Annotated in this window: 14 protein-coding genes; 8 read left to right on the forward strand and 6 right to left on the reverse strand. The window is 73.3% G+C overall.

The genetic code is table 11. The annotated features are described in order from the left end of the window. Nucleotides 1-2: 2 nt before the first annotated feature. Together cydB and BO39_RS31155 are read left to right on the forward strand one after the other, a co-directional pair. The gene (cydB, locus tag BO39_RS16060; RefSeq protein ID WP_043835163.1) at nt 3-1,052 is read left to right on the forward strand and encodes a cytochrome d ubiquinol oxidase subunit II; all 1,050 of its coding nucleotides are present in this window, start codon (nt 3-5) and stop codon (nt 1,050-1,052) included. Continuing rightward, complete coding sequence (locus tag BO39_RS31155; protein WP_084698163.1) at nt 1,033-1,158, forward strand: DUF2474 family protein; 126 nt, start codon at nt 1,033-1,035, stop codon at nt 1,156-1,158. Before cydB ends, BO39_RS31155 begins: the two co-directional genes overlap by 20 nt. Nucleotides 1,159-1,414: 256 nt before the next feature. On the opposite strand, the gene BO39_RS16065 is transcribed toward BO39_RS31155, so the two are convergent. After that, nucleotides 1,415-2,443, reverse strand: a complete 1,029-nt coding sequence (locus tag BO39_RS16065) for an amino acid ABC transporter substrate-binding protein (RefSeq protein WP_052402181.1) — start codon at nt 2,441-2,443, stop codon at nt 1,415-1,417. Nucleotides 2,444-2,475: 32 nt separating this feature from the next. Continuing rightward, nucleotides 2,476-3,804, reverse strand: a complete 1,329-nt coding sequence (locus tag BO39_RS16070; RefSeq protein ID WP_043835165.1) for an NAD(P)/FAD-dependent oxidoreductase — start codon at nt 3,802-3,804, stop codon at nt 2,476-2,478. 153 nt (nt 3,805-3,957) lie between these two features. Here BO39_RS16070 and BO39_RS16075 point away from each other — a divergent pair, with 153 nt between their 5' ends. Beyond that, nucleotides 3,958-4,782 carry an IclR family transcriptional regulator gene (locus BO39_RS16075; RefSeq protein WP_052402182.1) on the forward strand — a complete coding sequence of 275 codons (825 nt, stop codon included), beginning with the start codon at nt 3,958-3,960 and terminating at the stop codon, nt 4,780-4,782. 29 nt (nt 4,783-4,811) lie between these two features. Here BO39_RS16075 and BO39_RS16080 read toward each other — a convergent pair whose 3' ends face one another. Both BO39_RS16080 and BO39_RS16085 read right to left on the reverse strand, forming a co-directional pair. After that, nucleotides 4,812-5,759 (reverse strand): class I SAM-dependent methyltransferase, encoded by a 948-nt coding sequence (locus BO39_RS16080; protein WP_043835167.1) that lies wholly within the window; start codon nt 5,757-5,759, stop codon nt 4,812-4,814. A gap of 207 nt (nt 5,760-5,966) precedes the next feature. Then, entirely contained in the window at nt 5,967-6,776 is an 810-nt protein-coding gene (locus BO39_RS16085) for an AraC family transcriptional regulator (protein WP_043835170.1), read from the reverse strand. 54 nt (nt 6,777-6,830) lie between these two features. Here BO39_RS16085 and BO39_RS16090 point away from each other — a divergent pair, with 54 nt between their 5' ends. Beyond that, nucleotides 6,831-8,063: an MFS transporter gene (locus BO39_RS16090; protein WP_043835173.1), complete on the forward strand. Its 1,233-nt coding sequence runs from the start codon at nt 6,831-6,833 to the stop codon at nt 8,061-8,063. Between the two features lie 8 nt (nt 8,064-8,071). Here BO39_RS16090 and BO39_RS16095 read toward each other — a convergent pair whose 3' ends face one another. After that, entirely contained in the window at nt 8,072-9,163 is a 1,092-nt protein-coding gene (locus BO39_RS16095) for a methyl-accepting chemotaxis protein (RefSeq protein WP_156963712.1), read from the reverse strand. Nucleotides 9,164-9,233: 70 nt separating this feature from the next. After that, entirely contained in the window at nt 9,234-12,065 is a 2,832-nt protein-coding gene (locus BO39_RS16100; protein WP_245615197.1) for an SLBB domain-containing protein, read from the reverse strand. 97 nt (nt 12,066-12,162) lie between these two features. Here BO39_RS16100 and BO39_RS34990 point away from each other — a divergent pair, with 97 nt between their 5' ends. The 4 genes from BO39_RS34990 to BO39_RS16120 all read left to right on the forward strand — a co-directional run bounded on the left by BO39_RS34990 (nt 12,163) and on the right by BO39_RS16120 (nt 17,091). Further along, on the forward strand, nt 12,163-13,974 hold the full coding sequence (locus BO39_RS34990) for a heparinase II/III family protein (RefSeq protein WP_052402184.1): 1,812 nt from the start codon (nt 12,163-12,165) through the stop codon (nt 13,972-13,974). 28 nt (nt 13,975-14,002) lie between these two features. Next, nucleotides 14,003-14,902 carry a hypothetical protein gene (locus BO39_RS16110; RefSeq protein WP_043835178.1) on the forward strand — a complete coding sequence of 300 codons (900 nt, stop codon included), beginning with the start codon at nt 14,003-14,005 and terminating at the stop codon, nt 14,900-14,902. A 286-nt stretch (nt 14,903-15,188) separates the two neighbouring features. Further along, nucleotides 15,189-16,442, forward strand: a complete 1,254-nt coding sequence (locus BO39_RS16115; RefSeq protein ID WP_052402185.1) for an O-antigen ligase family protein — start codon at nt 15,189-15,191, stop codon at nt 16,440-16,442. Further along, nucleotides 16,435-17,091, forward strand: coding sequence for a sugar transferase (locus BO39_RS16120; protein ID WP_084698165.1), 657 nt, complete (start codon nt 16,435-16,437; stop codon nt 17,089-17,091). The genes BO39_RS16115 and BO39_RS16120 overlap by 8 nt, the downstream gene beginning before the upstream one ends. Nucleotides 17,092-17,146 lie beyond the last annotated feature (55 nt).

Raw genomic sequence — 17,146 nt, forward strand, 5'->3', positions numbered from 1 at the left:
CGATGGAAGAGGCGCTGACGGGCTGGGCCTTCTGGCTGCCGCTGATCTGGGCGGTGCTGATCGCGCTAGCCGTGTTCTTCTACGTCTGCATGGACGGCTTCGACCTCGGCATCGGGATCCTGTTTCCCTTCATGCCGGAGAAGGCGGAGCGGGACGTGGCGGTGAACACGGTGGCCCCCGTGTGGGACGGCAACGAGACTTGGCTGGTGCTGGGCGGCGGCGGGCTGCTGGCGGTGTTTCCGCTCGCCTATGCGGTGGTGCTGCCGGCGCTCTACATGCCGCTGATCCTCATGCTGCTCGCGCTCGTGTTCCGGGGCGTGGCCTTCGAGATGCGCTTCCGGGCGGAGAACGAGACCCAGCAGCTCTGGTGGGACCGGGCTTTCTCCTGGGGGTCGATGCTCGCGGCCTTCATGCAGGGGATCGCGCTCGGCGCCTTCGTGCAGGGGATCGAGGTCGTGGGCCGCGCCTATGCCGGCGGGTGGTGGGACTGGCTCTCGCCTTTTTCCGTGCTGACGGGGGTGGCGCTGATGGTGGGCTACGCGCTGCTCGGCGCCTGCTGGCTGCTGTGGAAGACGGAAGGGCCGCTGCACACGCGCGCGGCGTCGCTCGCCTGGCGCTTCGCAGTGGCGACGGTGGGCGCGATCGCGCTTGTCTCCGCCATCATGCCCTTCCTGCAGCCGGCCTTCGCCGCGCGCTGGCTGAGCTTTCCGAACCTGCTCCTCGCGGCGCCGGTGCCGCTGCTGGTGGCCTTCCTCATCTGGCGCTTCTTCCACGCGCTGGCCGAGGATACCGGGCATGGCGGGATGGTGGACGCGCGGCCCTTCATGCTCGCGCTCGGCCTCTTCGCGCTGTCCTATGCCGGGCTCGGCGTGTCGATGTGGCCGATGATCGTGCCGCCCGCCTTCAACATCTGGGAAGCAGCAGCGCCGCCGGCCTCGCAGGGCTTCCTGCTGGTGGGCGCCGCGGTGCTGATCCCGGTGATTCTGGCCTACACCGGCTATGTCTACTGGCTGTTCCGCGGAAAGGTGACGCATGAGAGCGGCTACCACTGAGATGTGGGGGCGGCGCCTGCTCTGGTTCGTGGGGCTCTGGGCCGTGAGCATCCTCGCGCTCGGCGCGGTTGCGATGATCCTGCGCGCGGTGCTGAAGGGGGTTTAGCGCCCGCCGGGTGGCGCTTGCTGCCCCGAGGAGAGGAAGAAGGAATTCTTCCTCTCCCCGGACCCCTCTCCATCATCTTCTTCTTCGAGTTCGAAGTGCTGGGCGGCTGGTGCGCCTCGGGTCAGGGACCCGAGGCGACGGCATTCACAGGAAGGTTCCGCGACAGCCCGAAGGGGGTCCAGGGGCCTCAGGCTCCTGGCGGGAGAGGTCCGGAGAGGGCTGAGCCCTCTCTGGTGCCACCCGCGCTGCACCCGACTTAACGCATGGCCGGCGCGAACTGGAACCCACCCGCGGTCCAGAGCGCGTTGTGCCCGCGCGCGAGGCCGAGCGGGGTGATGTTGCGCTCGAAGACCTCGCCGTAGTTGCCCACCTGCTTGATGGTGAAATAGGCCCAACGGTTGTCCAGCCCGAGCGCCTGGCCGAGGCCGCCCTCGAGGCCGAGCAGGCGGCGGATGTCGGGGTTGGAGGCGCCGCCGAAGGTGTCGACGTTGGCGCTCGTCACCTTCAGGTTCTCGGCGTGGAGCTGCGCGTACTGCACCCAGCGCACGATATCGAACCACTTGTCGTCACCCTTGCGCACCATGGGCGCGATCGGGCCGAAGCTGAGCTGCTCGGGCAGGATCGTCAGCTCGCCCGCCTGGGGGCCCTGGCGGTAGCGGAAGGCGGCGGCCTGGGAGGTGTCGGTGGCGTAGGCGTCGCAGCGGCCGTTCAGGAAGGCGTCGCGCAGCTGGTTAACGTCGCTGATGAGGACGGGCGTGTACTCGATGCGGTTGGCGCGGCCCCAGTCGGCGAGGTTGATCTCGGTGCTCGTGCCGCTGGCGACGCAGATCGACGCGCCGCCCAGCCCGGAGACCGAGGTGACCCCGGAGGACGTCTTCACGATGATGCTCGTGCCGTCCCAGAAGTTCGGGGCCGCGAAGAGAAGGCCGAGATTGGCCTCGCGCGTCAGGCTCCAGCCGGTGTTGCGGATCAGGACGTCCACCTCGCCGGCCTGGAGGGCGGTGAAGCGGCTGACCGTGCTGAGATGGACGTAGCGGACCTTCTCGGCGTCGCCGAGGGTCGCGGCGGCGAGGGCGCGGCACCCGTCCGCGTCGATTCCGCGCATGACGCCGCGGTTGTCGGGGAAGGAGAAGCCGGGCGATTCCCCGGACACGCCGCAGTTGAGCATCCCCCGCGCCCGGACGGCGTCGAGGGTGGCGGAGCCGGTTCCCTGCGCGGCGGCCGGGGCGGCGGCCCCGAGGCCGATCAGCCCCGAGGCCAGGATCGCCATGACATGCTTCAGCATCTGATCACCTTCAGCTTGGGGGGGAGCGGACGTCACATCGCGGCCGGGCGGAGGTCCGAGCCGTCGTTGAAGCGGGAGAAGCGGAAGGGCGCGGGATCGACGACCGGCGCGTCCCCGGCGATCAGGTCGGCCGCCAGCCGCCCCGCGCCGGGCCCGACGCCAAAGCCGTGGCCGCTGAAGCCGGTCGAGAGGAAGAGGCCGGGCAGCGCGGCGACGGGCGAGATGACTGGGACGGCGTCCGGCGTGTTGTCGATCCAGCCGCCCCAGGCATGGGCCATGCCGATCCCGGACAGGGCGGGGTAGGATTCCACGAGCATCGACAGCGCCTCGTTCACCGTCGCCATGTCCGGGCCGGGGTCGAGCACGCGCGTGCGCTCGAAGGGCGAGATCCCGTCCGGTGTCCAGCGGGCGAGGGCTTCCGGCCCGGAGAGGAAGGACCGGCCCATCCGGACCTTCACGCCGGCCTCGCGGCGCTTGAGGAACATCGGCAGGAACTCGCGGGCGTAGCGGAAGCCCTGCGGCGTCAGCTCGATGGTGCCGCGCCCGCGGATCGCGACGGTGTAGCCGCCGTCGAGCCGGCGGCGCATGACGTAGTTCGGCGTGGAGAGCCCGCCCTCAGTCACCGCGGGTGCCGCCGTGGTGGCGAAGACCGTGGAGCGCACGCCGGCCTGGGGAAGGGCGATGCCGTGGTGGCGCAGGAAGAGCGATGTCCAGGCCCCGCCCGCGCAGAGCACGGCCCCCGCGCGGATCCGGCCCGCTTCCGTCACCACGCCCGAGAGGGTGCCGCCGGTGCGTTCGAGGGTCCGCACGGCGCAGCCCTGGTGGATGGTGACGCCCAGCCGGCGCGCTGCCTCGGCGAGGGCGGGCACGGCCATCGAGGGTTCGGCGCGGCCGTCGGTCGGGGAATGGGCGCCGCCGATCCAGGGGCGGGCGCAGCCGGGCGTCATCGCCTGGGCTTCCTGCGCCGTCAGCATCCTGCTCTCCACCTGGTAGCTCCGGGCGAGCTCGGACCAGCGCTCCCAGGCCTCCAGGTCCGCGGGGCGATCGGTGACGTAGAGCAGGCCGGTGCGGCGGAAGCCGAGATCCGCGCCGATCTCCTCCGCCAGCCGGCCCCAGAGGTCGAGGCTGTAGCGCGCCAGGGGAAGTTCCCGCTCGTCGCGGTTCTGCTGGCGGCACCATCCCCAGTTGCGGCTGGATTGCTCCGCGGCGATGCGGCCCTTTTCCAGGACGGCGACGGAGAGGCCCTTTCGCGCGAGGTGGTAGGCCGCGGCGATGCCGGCGATGCCGCCGCCGATGACGACCACGTCGGCCTCGGCGGGCAGCGCGGGGTCGCTTTGGACGGGATCCACGTTCGACGGCATCGGCGCCTCTCCTGGCGGCAAGCAACCGGGAGGAGTTCGCCAGCCGCACGCCCCCTCGGCCTCTCTAGCTATCGTACCGGACGGCATCAACGATTATTTTCACTGAATGAAAGTGGTGGTAGGAAAGTTCCATTCAGTGAAAGTGAGGGCGTGATGGGGAAGGTGCCGGCGGCGGAGGGGCGGGACGGCGTGCTGTCCCGGGCCGTGGCGATCCTACGGGCTCTGGCCGCAGCGGGGCCCGATGGTCTGCGGCTGAGCGATATCGCGGAGGCGGCGGACCTTCCGAAGCCCACCGCGCTCCGCATCCTCAGGACCCTGCAGGGGGAGGGGCTGGTGGAGGACGGGCCCTTGGGCCGGACCTACCGGCTGGGCCTCGACCTCTTCTGCCTGGCCGCGCGGGCGGGCAACCCGTCCAACCTGCGCGACCTCGGGCGACCCGCGATGCTGCGCGTGGCCGCGGCCTTCGAGGATACGGTCTTCCTGCTGGTGCGGTCCGGCTACGATGCTGTCCTCATCGACCGGAGCGAGGGCGTGCTGCCGGTCCGCTCCCTCACCGGCGATATCGGGGGCAAGGTGCCGCTCGGCCTGGGGCAGGGGTCCACGGCCATCCTCGCCTCCCTTCCGGCGGGGGAGCAGGAGGAGGTCGTGCGGCACAACCTTCCCCTCATCCGGGAGCGGGGCGGGCTGGAGGAGACGGCGCTGCGGACCGCCCTGCTGGACACGGCCCGGAAGGGCTACTGCGACGTCGCGAACGGCCTCATCCCCGGAAGCTCGGGCCTGGCGGTGCCGATCCGGGACAGGACCGGGCAGGTGATCGCGGCGCTCAGCATCGGGACAACGCTGGAGCGCCTCACGCCGGAACGGCGGGCGGCGATGGCGGAGATGCTGCAGCGGGAGGCGGCGGCGATCGGCGACGCCTCCAACCCCTTCGACCCCACGCTCCGCCGGCCCGGCGCTTCCATGCAGCGGGCCGGCTGAGGGTTCGCCCGGCCGCGGGCAGCGACGCTTCAGCGCTTCGCGGCCACGAAGGTATTCGAGAGGAAGAGTTCCGATCCGACCGCGTTGTCCTCCATCACCTCGATGACGTGGCAGTTGCCGCGGCGGAGGATGTCGAAGACCTCTGCCTGGGGAAGGGCGTGGACCTCCATGCCGCCCGGAGGGGAGGCGAGGTATTCCTTCGCGTCGAAGCGGTACTGCGAGCCGTAGGTGACGATCTGGAAGAAGAGGACGGCGCCGGGGTTGGCGCGCGTCGTCACGTGCTCGAGGATGCAGCGCGAGACCGGCGGCGGGTTGTGCTGCAGGACGATGCTCGAGACGAAGACGTCGAAGGGCTTCAGTTCGGCATAGTCCGCGAGGGAGCGGAGAAGACTGAACTCCGCGTTCCCGATGCGCAGCTTGCCGAGGTGCTGCTGCGCGATCGCGAGGTTGCCGGGCGAGATGTCGTAGCCGTGCAGCGTGCGGAACAGCGGCGCCAGGTGCATGGAGACGCGCCCGACACCGCAGCCGAGTTCCACGCAGACGCTGCCGGGCCTGATGGCCAGCTTGTTGCGGAGGAGCGCCGCCTGGAAGGCGCGGACATCGTCGAGGCCGGTGGCGTAGAACTCGTCCCGGTTCGCCGCGATGTTGCCGGTTCTGAAGCGGTCATGGGTAAGGATGGACCAGTAGGGGTCCTCCTGGCCGAAGCGGGTCCATTCCTGCTGCATGCGCTGGAAGAACCGGTCGAGGATGTCCGGCGTGGTTCGCGAGGAGCTGGCCGGGTTGCGCGCGAAGGCGAAGTGGGCGACGGGCTTGGCATTGGCGGCGTAGCGTTCGCGGAACTCCTCGGACCGGAGGAGGGTCTCGCGGAAGGTGTTGAGATCGGGGACTTCGCGGTTCTGGCGGTAGATTTCAGGACTTTCCGGCACCCTGCCGAGAATGAACACGTAGGCGTCGCGAATTTCCTGGTCGCTCAGCATCCAGCATCGTCCTCTGGGATCCGGTGAGCGGAGGACCGCGGCCGCGGCGTTTTCCACGGAGATGAAGCCGCAGTCCTGTCACATCGTTGCGAATTCGTAGCATGACGGGCTGTTGCTGTCATCGCTGCCGCGCGCACCAGGGAAGTATTGCAACTTTATAATAAAGGACGGCGATACTCCTGAAGGTTGTGCCGCCTTGTACTTCTTCTACTGGCGATCCTGGGCCGTCCTGCCTTCGCTTCCCCGCGGCGTGACCCCGAAGGCCGCGCGGAAGGCCGCGCCGAAGGCGGGGGCGGAGGCGTAGCCGACCGCGGCCGCCGCGCGTGCCGGCGGCACGCCCTGGGCGAGGAGGGCGGCGGCCTCGGCGAGGCGGAGCGCCTGGCGCCAGGCGCCGAAGGAGAGGCCGGTCTCCGCGCGGAAGTGCCGCGAGAGGCTGCGGGGCGAGGCGCCGATGCGGGCCGCCCAGTCCTCGAGCGAGAGGGGGGAGGCGGGATCGGCCCGCAGCGCTGCCGCAAGCCGGGCAAGGCGGGGTTCGCGCGGCTCGGGCACGCCGAAGGGCAGGGCGGGGGCGCGGCGGATCTCATCGATCAGCAGGGCCGCGAGATGGCCGCCGCGGCCGTGCTCGTCCCATTCGAGGGGTTCCTCGCAGGCCGCGAGGATGAGTTCCCGCAACAGGGGAGAGGTGGCCATGACGGTGACGCCCGGCGGCCCGGCGCGCGCCGCGTCCTCGCGCAGGAAGAGGGCGCGCATGCGGACGGTGCCGGCGACGAGGACGCTGTGCGGCTCCCCGGCGGGAACCCAGAGGGCGCGGCCGGAGGGGACGACGAAGTTCGCGGCGTCGGTCGCGATCCGCATGACGCCGCTGAGGGAGAAGAGGAGCTGGGCGCGGGCGTGGCTATGCCGGCCCGTCGATTCGCCGTCCGCGTAGTCGCGCCGGAAGGCGGCCAGCGGGCGGTCCACGGCGTCTTGCGGCAGGGGGTGGCGGGCAGAGGGGATTTGGCCGGTTCTCGACAGCATATGGCCGAACGTCTCCTTCCGGCCAGGATAGGCTGAACCCAGGGAGAGATGCGAATGCCACAGGACCCGGCCACGCGGCAGATCTGGTTCATCAACGCGGCCCATGTCGTCTGCCACTACATGCTGCTGATCCTGGCGACGGCCGTGCTCGGCATGGTGCTGCATGACGGCGCGACCTTCGGGGCGGAGTACGGGCCGATCCTCGCGCTCGGCACGGGGATGTTCGTGCTCTACGGCATGGGCTCGCTGCCCATGGGCTGGCTGGCCGAGAAGCTGGGGCGGCACGCGATGATGGCGGCTTTCTTCCTCGGCGTCGGCGGGTCGCTGGTGCTGGCGGGGGCGGTGTCGGGGCCCTGGGGGCTGGCGGCGGCGCTGGCGCTGGCCGGGTTGTTCAACGCGATCTACCACCCCATCGGCACCGCGATGCTGGTGGAGGCGGCCGGCGAGCGCGTGGGGCGCGCGATGGGCAACAACGGCGTCTTCGGCAATCTCGGCGTCTCCTTCGCGCCGATCCTGACGGCGCTGCTGGTGGCGCAGGCGGGGTGGCGCTGGGCCTTCATCGTGCCGGGGCTCGCCTCGATTGTGATCGGCGTGATGTGGCTGCGCGAGGCGCCCTATGATGCCCGCCTGCACGCGAAGGGCGCCCGGCCCTTCCCCGAGATCCCGCGCGCGGTGGTGCGCCAGGCGGTGGTCTCGCTGCTGCTGATGGCGGTCTCGACAGGCTTCGTGTTCAACGCCTTCACCCTGCTGGTGCCGAAGCTGATGCAGGAGCGGATGGCCGACAGCCCGGGGCTGCTTCCGCTGGTCGGCGCGCTCGCCTTCGCGGCCACGCTGTTCGGCGGGCTGACGCAGTTCACGGTGGGGCGGCTGATCGACCGCACGACGCTCAAGCGCGTGTTCCTGCCCCTGGCGCTCGCGCTGGTGCCGGCACTGCTGGCGCTGTCCTTCCTGCAGGGCTGGATGGTGCTGCCGGTGGCGGCGGTGTCGGCCGCAGCGATCTTCGGGCAGGTGACGGTGAACGAGACGATGACGGCGCGCTACGTGGCGCCGGCGCTACGGGCGAAGCTCTACTCGATCCGCTTCTTCGTGGGCTTCCTCGGCGCGGCGGCGGCCTCGCCGGCGATCGGGTACCTGCACGACGCGACGGGCAACCTCGGCGCGGTGATGGTCGTGCTGGCGGGCTTCGGGCTGATCACCCTCCTCTGCGCGCTGCTCTTCCCCGACCGGCCGGAGGAGCTGCGGCCGGAGCTCTGGGCACGGGCGCCGGTGGCCGTGGCGGCGGAGTAGGGCGCGGCCTACCCGGCCGGCGGCGCCTGGACGATGGCGCCCGCCCATTCGAGGCCGCGATAGGTCTCGTAGCCGGGGGTGAGGTGGAAGGCGACGAGCCCGCCCTCCCGAGCCTCCCGCACGCCGCTGCGCTGGCCGCGGCGGTCGAGGGCGAGGATTTCCGACAGTTCGCCCCGGCCGTCGGAGGCGGCGAGGACGCGGCCGCGGGCGTCCAGCAGGAGGACGCGGGAGCGCGCGCTCTCCTCCGGCGAGAGGCGCACGCCGCGCACCACGGCGCGGGCCTGGGGTTCCCAGTCGAAATGGATGCCGAGAACGCCGATGGGGCGGCCGTGCGCCGTGCCGCCCTCCCGCACGGCGGCGGCGTAGGTGGCGACGGGCGCGCCGCCGAGGGCCGCGCAGCGCGTGACGTCGGCTACCGCGTAGTCGTCCCCGCTGGCGGAGGTGAGGGCCTGGCGGAACCAGGGTTCGTTCGAGACATCGAGGCCGCGCAGGCCGGGATAGCGGTCGGGGCGGCCATGGGCGAGGACGCGGCCCTCGGGCGAGGCGATCCAGAGGTCGAGATAGACGGTATAGGCCGAGAGGATGACGCCGAGCCGCGCCTCGGCCTCTGCCACGCGGGCGGGGTCGGGCTCGGCGCAGAGGGAGACGGCGGCGGCGTCCGTCGCCCACCAGCGGACGTCGCAGGTGCGCTCGTAGAGGTTGCGGTCGATGATCTCGACGGCGTTGAGGCAGAGATCGGTCAGGCGCTGGCCGCGCACCTCGGCGGCCATGCGGGTGCCGAGCTCGCGCAGGCCCTCCAGCGCGTCGCCCAGCTCGGTCTCCATCTCGGACGCGAGGCGGGCAACCTCGGTGGCGACGGCCTTTACCTCCCCGGCGACGACCCCGAAGCCGCGGCCCTGATCGCCTGCGCGCGCCGCCTCAATAGTCGCGTTGAGGGCGAGGATGCGGGTCTGGCCGGTGATGGCCTGGATGGCCCGCACCTTCGCCGCGGCGAGGGCGGCGGCGGCATCGGCAAGCTGCACCACGCGCTCGGGCGTGGCGGGCTGCGAGCTCGCCTGCCCCGGCGGGACCCGCATTGCGGAAGGGGGGAAACCGTCCATCGCGCGCTCTTCCTTCGAAGGGCGCGAGGATGCGGCAGGGGGGTGAACGGGCGGTGAATGCGCCCGGCTTCTAGCGCCCCTGGCGCGCGATGACCGCGAGGGCGGCGGAGCTGATCGAGAGCTGGCCGAGGACGCCCGCGATGTCGCGGATGAAGCCCCAGGTCTCGTAGGGGGAGGGGTCCTGGGGCACGACGACAAGGCTGCCCGGCGGGATCGGCGGCCCGCCGGCCTGCCAGCTGCCGAGGCCGGCCGGGGTGGTCTGGCCGTTCGGGAGCACGATGAAGGCGCGGGAGATGTCGGCGAAGCGCTGCTCGCCGCCGGCCGCGCGCACGTACTGCACGGCGCGCCAGCCGCTGGCGAATTGCAGGCTGCCCGGGTTGAGCACGGCGCCGACGACCGTGACCTCGTTCGGGCGCTTGGGCACCACCAGCAGGTCCCCGGGCTCGAGCAGCACGTCGAGGTCGGGGCGGGCGGCCAGCACCACGGGGTTGGCCTCGACCACCATGCGGCCGGCGGCGCGGGCCTCGCGCAGGGAGCCGGCGAGGGCCTGGCCCGCGTTGATGGCGCCGCCGATGTCGAGGTTGCCGGCGCGGCTGCCTGCCACGGCCTGGCCGGCGGCGACCTGGATAAGGCTCGTCTCCAGCTCGCGCGCGGTGCGCTGGAAGCCCTCCTGCTGGCGCTGGCGCACGCTTTCCCGCGTGAAGACGGCGCCGTAGGGATAGGCCTGGGCGGTCAGCCCCCCGGCGCGGGCGAGGAGTTCCGAGAGGCGCTCGCCGCGCCGGATGTCGTAGGTGCCAGGGCGGAGGAACTCGCCCACCAGGGCTACGGGGCCGGTGTCGCGGTCGCCGAAGCCGCGGGGAACGCGGACGGCGTCGCGCGGGGAGAGGCGGATGGCCGCGAAGTTGCGGGAGCGGAGATCGAGCTGGACGCGGGAGAGGGGGAGCGCGCCCGCGCCTTCCAGCGGTTCGCGCGCGAACTCGACGACGGAGAGGTCGGCGGTGTCCGCGGTGCCGCCGGCGGCGGCGAGGACCATGTCGAGGCCGGTGTCCTCGATCACGGGGTAGAGGCCGGGCAGGCGGACCTCCCCCGCCAGCAGCACGGCCTGGTCGAGCAGGAAAGGGAGGAGGGCGGGGTAGTCCACGAAGACCTGCGGGCAGCCGCCCGCGCCGAGGTCGGGGAAGCCGGCGCTGCGGGCATGGGCGAAGCGGAGCGGGCTGGAGCGCGCGGCAACCGCGAGGGCGGTGAGGGCGGGGCAGTCGGGGGCGGGCACCATCGGGACGGCGCCGGGGGCCATGCCGGGGTTCGCGCTGCCGGCAACGCCAGGGGCCGCCGCGGCTGTCGTGCCCGGCATCGGCATGGCCGGCGCTGCCGCAACCTCGCCGCGGAGGGCGCGCTGGACCGGCGGGGCCGCGAGCCAGAGCACATCGGCCTGGGAAAGGAGGATGACCTCGTCCCCTTCCTGGAGCGGCAGCTCCGCCCCGCCCCGCATGACGCGGCCGAGGTCGAAGGCGATGAAGCGGCGGACGCGGGTGCGCTCGTCCATGCGCCAGGCGACGCCCATGCGGACATAGGGGTCGGGGCGGATCACGCGGGGGTCGGAGAGCAGGGCGCGCAGCCCGGCGCCGCGCGGCCCGACGCCGCGGGTGACGGGGGCGACGACATGGCCCGCGAGGCGCAGCCCGCCCGAGACCGCGTCCACCCCGGGGGAGATGATGAGGGCATCGCCGCGGCGGACGGTGGAGCGGGGCGAGAGCTCGGCCATGGCGCGGCGGCCACCCGCATCGGTGCCGGTGGAGAGGAGGCGGTTGCCGGCCGGGCGCAGGGTGCCGCCAGCCAGCGCGAGCATGGCGGCGACCGAGGCGCCGGCCGAATTCGCGGGCAGCTCGTAGATGCCGGGGCGGGTGATGTCCCCGCCGAGGGCGACGACGCCGCCGAGCGGCGGGACGACCACGCGCTCCCCCTCCCGCAGCGAGAGGTTGGGGGTGCCGGGGGCACCGGCGATGGCGGCGTAGAGGTCTACGATGCGGGCGCCGTCGGGCCCCTCCACCCGGATGGCGCGGAGGCTGCCGGTGCGGCGGATGCCGCCGGCGGCGCCGAGGGCGTCGAGCAGGGAGGAGAGGGCGGGGAGCGGCACGAGGCCGGGCCGCACTACCTCGCCGGCCACGAAGATGCCGATCTGGCGGGTCTGGCCGAGGGAGACGAAGGCCTCGGAGCCGCCGAGCTCGCGCAGGACCCGGGTTTCGATATCGGCGCGCAGGTCGCGCAGGCTGCGGCCGGCGGCGGGGAAGGGCGGCAGGTCCGGCAGGGCGATCATGCCGTCCCGGCCCACGCGGAGGGAAAGGGACTGGCGCGCGCGGCCGCGGATGGAGATCACCACCTCGTCGTCGCGGCCGAGGATGTAGCTGTCGGGCAGGGCGCCGACCACGGGGGGCAGGCCGTTGGCGGCGGGGGCGAGATTACGGAAGGTGTCATAGCCGAACTGGCGGAGCGGCGGCTGCTGCTCAGGCAGGCGGGCGGCGAAGAAGGCCTCGGTGTTCGAGAGGGGCTCGCCTGGGTCGGGGCGGAGGGCGGCGGGCGCGGCCGGGATTGGGCTGGCGCCTGGCGAATAGGCCGGGATGGGTGCTGGCGCGGGCGGCGGGCTGCCGGGGAGGCGGTTGCCGGCCGCGTCGATGATGCGCTGAAGGATATCAGCCTGGGCAGTGCCGGGCATGACCGGCAGGGGCATGCCGCCGGGCAGCGTGCCGGGCAAGGAGGGCGGGAGGAGCGGCTGGGCCGAGGTTGAGCCGCCGCCTGGGCTGCCCGGAAGGTAGGGCTGGGCGATGGCGGTGCCGCCCGGCGGCACGGCCAGGAGGGTGGCCATGGCCAGGCGGGCCGCTCTTTCTGCCGCTCTCCGGATCGACAAGCCCGCGCCTCCCCCGGCTGTACCGGGCGTCGCCGCGCAACCCTGCGGCGAGTTTCAACGGATAACACAAATTCGTGATCGTGCTAACACGTGGGCCATGCCCTTCCAAGCGCCGCGTGCCCTTCTCCGCCTCGACGCCGCCCTTCGCCTCGGCCCACGGCCGCTGCTGTGGCTGGGGTGGCACAGGGCGCGGATGGCGTCGGGGGTTGTCGGGCGGGCGCTGGCGGATGCGGCGGGGGCGGAGGGGTCCTTCCTGCCGCACCGGGCGCCCGAACCGCCCGTGCTCCCGCACCCGGACTGGGCGCACGCGGACTGGGCGCACGCGGACTGGGCGCACCCAGACTGGGCGCCGGTGCTGGCGGCCGTGCGCGCCCTGCCGCCGGTGGTGGTGCACGGGCCTTTCGATCCATCGGCACCCGCGCTCTCGCTCGATCTCTTCGCGCCCGGCGATGTGCGGCCGGTCTGGGAGGCGAACCGGCTGGCCTGGCTGCTGCCCCTCGTGCAGGCGCACCGGCTGGAGCCCGGCGAGGGGCATCTCGCGCGGGCAGAGGCGCGGCTGGGGGAGTGGTGCCGGGCCAATCCGCCCTTCCGCGGGCCGAACTGGGCCTGTGGGCAGGAGGCGGCGCTGCGGGCGCTGCACCTGTGCCTCTCCGCAGCGCTGCTGGAGGAGGAGGTGCCGCCCAGCCTGGCCGCGCTGCTGCGGCTGCACGCGCGGCGGATCGGGGCGGCGCGGGCCTATGCGCTGGCGCAGGACAACAACCACGGGGTGAGCGAGGCGGCGGGGCTGCTGGCGATCGCCTGGGCGCTGGGGGATGTGGCGGGGGCGCGGCGCGCGGGGCGGGGGCTGGCGGCGGTGCTCGCGCGGCTGGTGGCATCGGATGGCGGCTTCGCGCAGGTTTCGACGGGCTATCACCGGCTGCTGCTGGACACCCTCTCGGTGGTGGAGTGGCTGCGGCGGCATCACGGGGCGGAGCCGCTGCCGGAGCCCTTCGGCGCGCGCGCGGCGGCGGCGGCACGGTGGCTGGTCCGGGTGATGGATCCAGCCACGGGGGCGGTGCCACGACTCGGACACCAGGACGGCTCGCCGCTGGCGGATCTCTCGCTTCGCGGCCCTTCGGACGCGCGGGGGAGCGCGGAGCGGGCGGCACGGCTGTTCCTCGGCCGCTCCGCGGGGGTGGCCGATGATCCGGGCTGCGCCTGGCTCGGCCTGCCGCCCGCGCCGCCGGTCGAGGCGGAGGGCGAGTGGGTGGCGGCGGGCACGCGGGGATGGCGGGTGGGCGAGGCGCGGGGTCTGCTGCGCACCGGGCCGCTGCGCTTCCGGCCGGGGCAGGCGGACCTGCTGCATTTCGACCTCCTGCTCGGCGAGGAGAACGCGCTGCGGGACGCGGGGACGGGGGCCTACAACCCGCCGGCGGATCGCGCCTGGTGGACGGGGCACTTCGCCTCGGCGGCGGCGCATAACCTGATCCTGTTCGACGACGCGGAGCCGATGCCGCGGGCAGGGCGCTTCCTGCTGGCCCGCTGGGTGCGGACGGAGGCGCTGCCGGACGGAGCGGCCATGCGGGACTTCCGCGGCAACCGCCACGCGCGGCGGGTGGTGCCCGGTGCGGCGGAATGGCGGGTGGAGGACGAGGTTTCCGGGCCGTTCCGGTGGATCGCGCTGCGCTGGCACCTCGCGCCCGGCATCTGGCGCGTGGTGGAAGGCGGCGTGCAGGGCGGGGGGATCGGCCTCGACATTTCTGCCGACACCCCGCTGGACCTCCGCCTGGAGGAGGGGTGGGAAAGCCCCGCCTATGGCGAGGTGCGGCCCATCCCGGTGCCGGTGGCGCGCGCCCGGGCACCCGTCTCACGTGTCCTGACCGTCATTCGGACCGTTGCGGGTTGCAAAGATAGAGGGGAAACGCCCTAGAATGGGCCACACGCCCCTGTGAACGGTGATGCCGCTCGAACTCCTCCTTCTCGGCCTATGGCGGCTGCGCTGGCGCATCGTGGGCGCAGCGCTGGCGCTGCTGCTCGTCGGCGGCACGCTCGTCATGGTCTGGCCGCGGCAGTACGTGGCGGAGGCGGTGGTGGCGCCGGCGGAGACGACGGGGCTCGCCGCCTCCACCCTCATCCAGGGCGGGCTGGTCATGCCGGGCGGGCTGCTGGACACGCGGGCGGGGGGGAACTTCGCGATCTACCTCGCGAGCATCCGCAGCCCGGAGGCCGTCGCGATGCTCGCGCGGGACACGACGATCCTGGCCGACCTGACGCGGCTGAAGCGGGAGGGCGTCACGGGGCGGCTCCGGGTTCTGGCGGGCTTCCCGCCCTCCCCGGCGGACCTCGACGACGTGGACCGCTGGCTCGACCGCAACCTCGGCGTGACGCAGTCGCTCGCGACGGTCACCACCTCCCTCACCATCCCCCATCCGGACCGGGCGACGGCGCTCGGTATCCTGAACCGCCTGCACGCCTTCGGGGAGGCGCAGGTGCGGGCGAGCCTCAACGAGCTGGCGCGGCGGCGGATCGCGGCGCTGGAGGCGCGGCTGGCGACCGAGCGCGACATCTACATGCGCAACCCGATCTACGAGCTGCTGGCCCAGCACCAGCGCGCCGAGGTGATCGCGAGGGCGGACGAGATCGTGGCGGCGCGCCTCGTCTCCCTGCCGAGCGTAGGGATCTGGCCAGCCCTGCCGAACCGCCCGCTGCTGCTCGTGCTGCTGGCGGTGACGGTGCCGATGGCCTGCGTGCTGCTGGCGGCCTGCCGCGTGCTGCTGTTCGGGGTGCCGCCGGAACCGGTGCGCCGCGGCGGGGCAAGGCTGGGGCGGCTGGCGGTGGCGCGGAAGCGGGAGGAGTGAGGGGGGCGGCTCCGGTGGTCCCTGGGGGAGAGAATGAATTCTCTCCCCCAGACCCCCACTCATCTTTTTCTGTCCCTTTGAGATGCTTGGCGGCCGGTGCGCCTCGGGTCGGTGACTCGAGGCGACTGCACGGGCAGGAAGGGCGCCCGAGGAAAACCAGCCGTCCGTCATCGCATCCGCGACAGCCAGATGGGGGTCCAAGGGCCTCAGGCCCTTGGCGGGGCGGGATGAACGCTGCGCGTTCACCCGGGAGGTCTGGAGAGGGCAGGGCCCTCTCCAGGGCCGCATGAGGCGCCCCACTTCCGCTGGCCTGGCGGCGCTGGCCGGGGTTCCCGCCGCGGGGATGCAGTTCGCGGGCGCGTTGAAATCGGCCCCGCTGCTGGCGGGGTTGCCCTTCGACCTGACCGTCGCCTGCACGGCCGCGCTGGCGCCGGGGCTGTTGCTGCTGCTGGCGGGGGCGCGGTGGCGGGTGCGGCGGGTGCTGGGGCTGCCGCTGGCCTGTTGCGGCTTGCTCTGGGTCTGGCTGGTGGTGGCGGCGCTCTGGACGGCCTCGCGCGACGTGGCGGCGGCGAAGTTGCCGGAGGTGGTGCTGGTGGCGCCCGCCATGCTGCTGGCTGGGCTGGTGGTGGGGGCGGATGGCGGGGCGCGGCGGGTGCTGGCGGGGACGGTGCTGGTGCTCGGTCCCTTCATCGGCGTCTCCATCGCCTGGGGGATCCTGCACGGGCAGGTGGTGCTGGGGGGTGCCGTCGGGGCCAATCCGGACCTCGTGCGCGTGCAGTACCAGCTCGCGGGGCTGGCGATCGCGTGCTCGGCGGGGATCTCGGCGCTGCGGGCGGTGGAGGCGTGCGGGGTCCGGCGGCTGGGCTGGCTGGGGCTGACGGCGGTGCTGGGGGTCGCGGGGCTGCTGCCGGGCGGGCGGGCGGGGCTGCTCGCGCTGGGGCTGGCCGTGACGCTGGCGCCGGCGGCGCATCTCTGGTCGGCGGGGCGGGCGCGGGCGGCGTTGGGCTGGGTCGGGGCGGCGGTGGCGGCGGGGGGGCTGGGGCTTCTCGTGCTGCTGGCCGATCCCTCGCGGGCGGAGGGGCTGCGGACGCTCGAGCGCTTCACGGGGGACGGCATCGCGGCCTCGGCGCGGCCGGTGCTCTGGGCGGAGGCGGTGCGCTGGGCGGGGGAGACGCTGCCATGGGGCCTGGGGACGGGGGGCTTCACCATCGCGGCGGGGAACGGGGAGCGGCGCGGGCTCTATCCGCACAACCACGCGCTGGAGGCGCTGGCGGAGGGGGGCGTGCCGGGCATCCTCCTCTGGCTCGGGGCCTTCGGGGGCGGGGTGGCGCTGCTGGTGGGGCGGCTGCGCGGACTGCCGGAGGGGGCGGCGGGGCGGCTGGTGGCGCTCGTGCTGCCGGTGGCGCTCAGCGCGATGGTTTCGACGGATCTGGGGAACCGGATGGTCTGGTTCGCGCTCGGCCTCGCGCTTTCGGCGGGGCTGGAGGCGGTGCCGCGGGGCGGCCCAGGGGGAACTCCGCAGGAGGCGGTGCATGGCTGAAGGCTTCTACGCGCGGGCGGGGAAGCGCCTGCTGGACCTGCTGGGGGCGGGGGGGCTGCTGCTGGTGCTGAGCCCGGTGCTGGCGGCGGTGGCGCTGGCGGTGCGCCTGGCGCTGGGCCCCGGCGTGCTGTTCCAGCAGGAGCGCGCCGGGCGGGACGGGGTGCCCTTCACGCTGTTCAAGTTCCGCTCCATGCGGGAGCCGCGCTACGCCGGCGAGCCGGACGCGGCGCGGCTGACGGGCTTCGGGCGGCGGTTGCGGGCCTCGGCGCTGGACGAGGTGCCGCAGCTGCTGAACGTGCTGCGGGGGGAGATGAGCCTCGTCGGGCCTCGGCCGCTGCCGGTGGCTTATCTCGACCGCTACACGGCCCGCGAGCGGGAGCGGCTGCGGGTGCGGCCGGGCCTGGCGGGGGCGGCGCAGGCGCGGGGGCGCAACGCCGTGCCCTGGCCCGAGCGGCTGGAATGGGATGCGCGCTACGCCGCCCGCGTCACCCTGGGGGGAGACGTGGCGGCAGTGCTCGGGACGATCGGCGTGCTGCTCTCGGGGCGCGGGGTCTCGGCGGACGGGCATGCGACCATGCCGGAACTGCCGCCGGCGCGGCTCCGTGAACCGGAATGTTTCGAAGTCTCACAAGTAGATGTGAGCCGTTGAGCTAGCGCGAAGGGAGAGTTCGCACGGTTTTTCATACTTACGGTTGCGTTAACAC

The organism is Roseomonas aerilata DSM 19363 (genome assembly GCF_000711725.1).
GTDB classification, from domain to species: Bacteria; Pseudomonadota; Alphaproteobacteria; order Acetobacterales; family Acetobacteraceae; genus Roseomonas; species Roseomonas aerilata.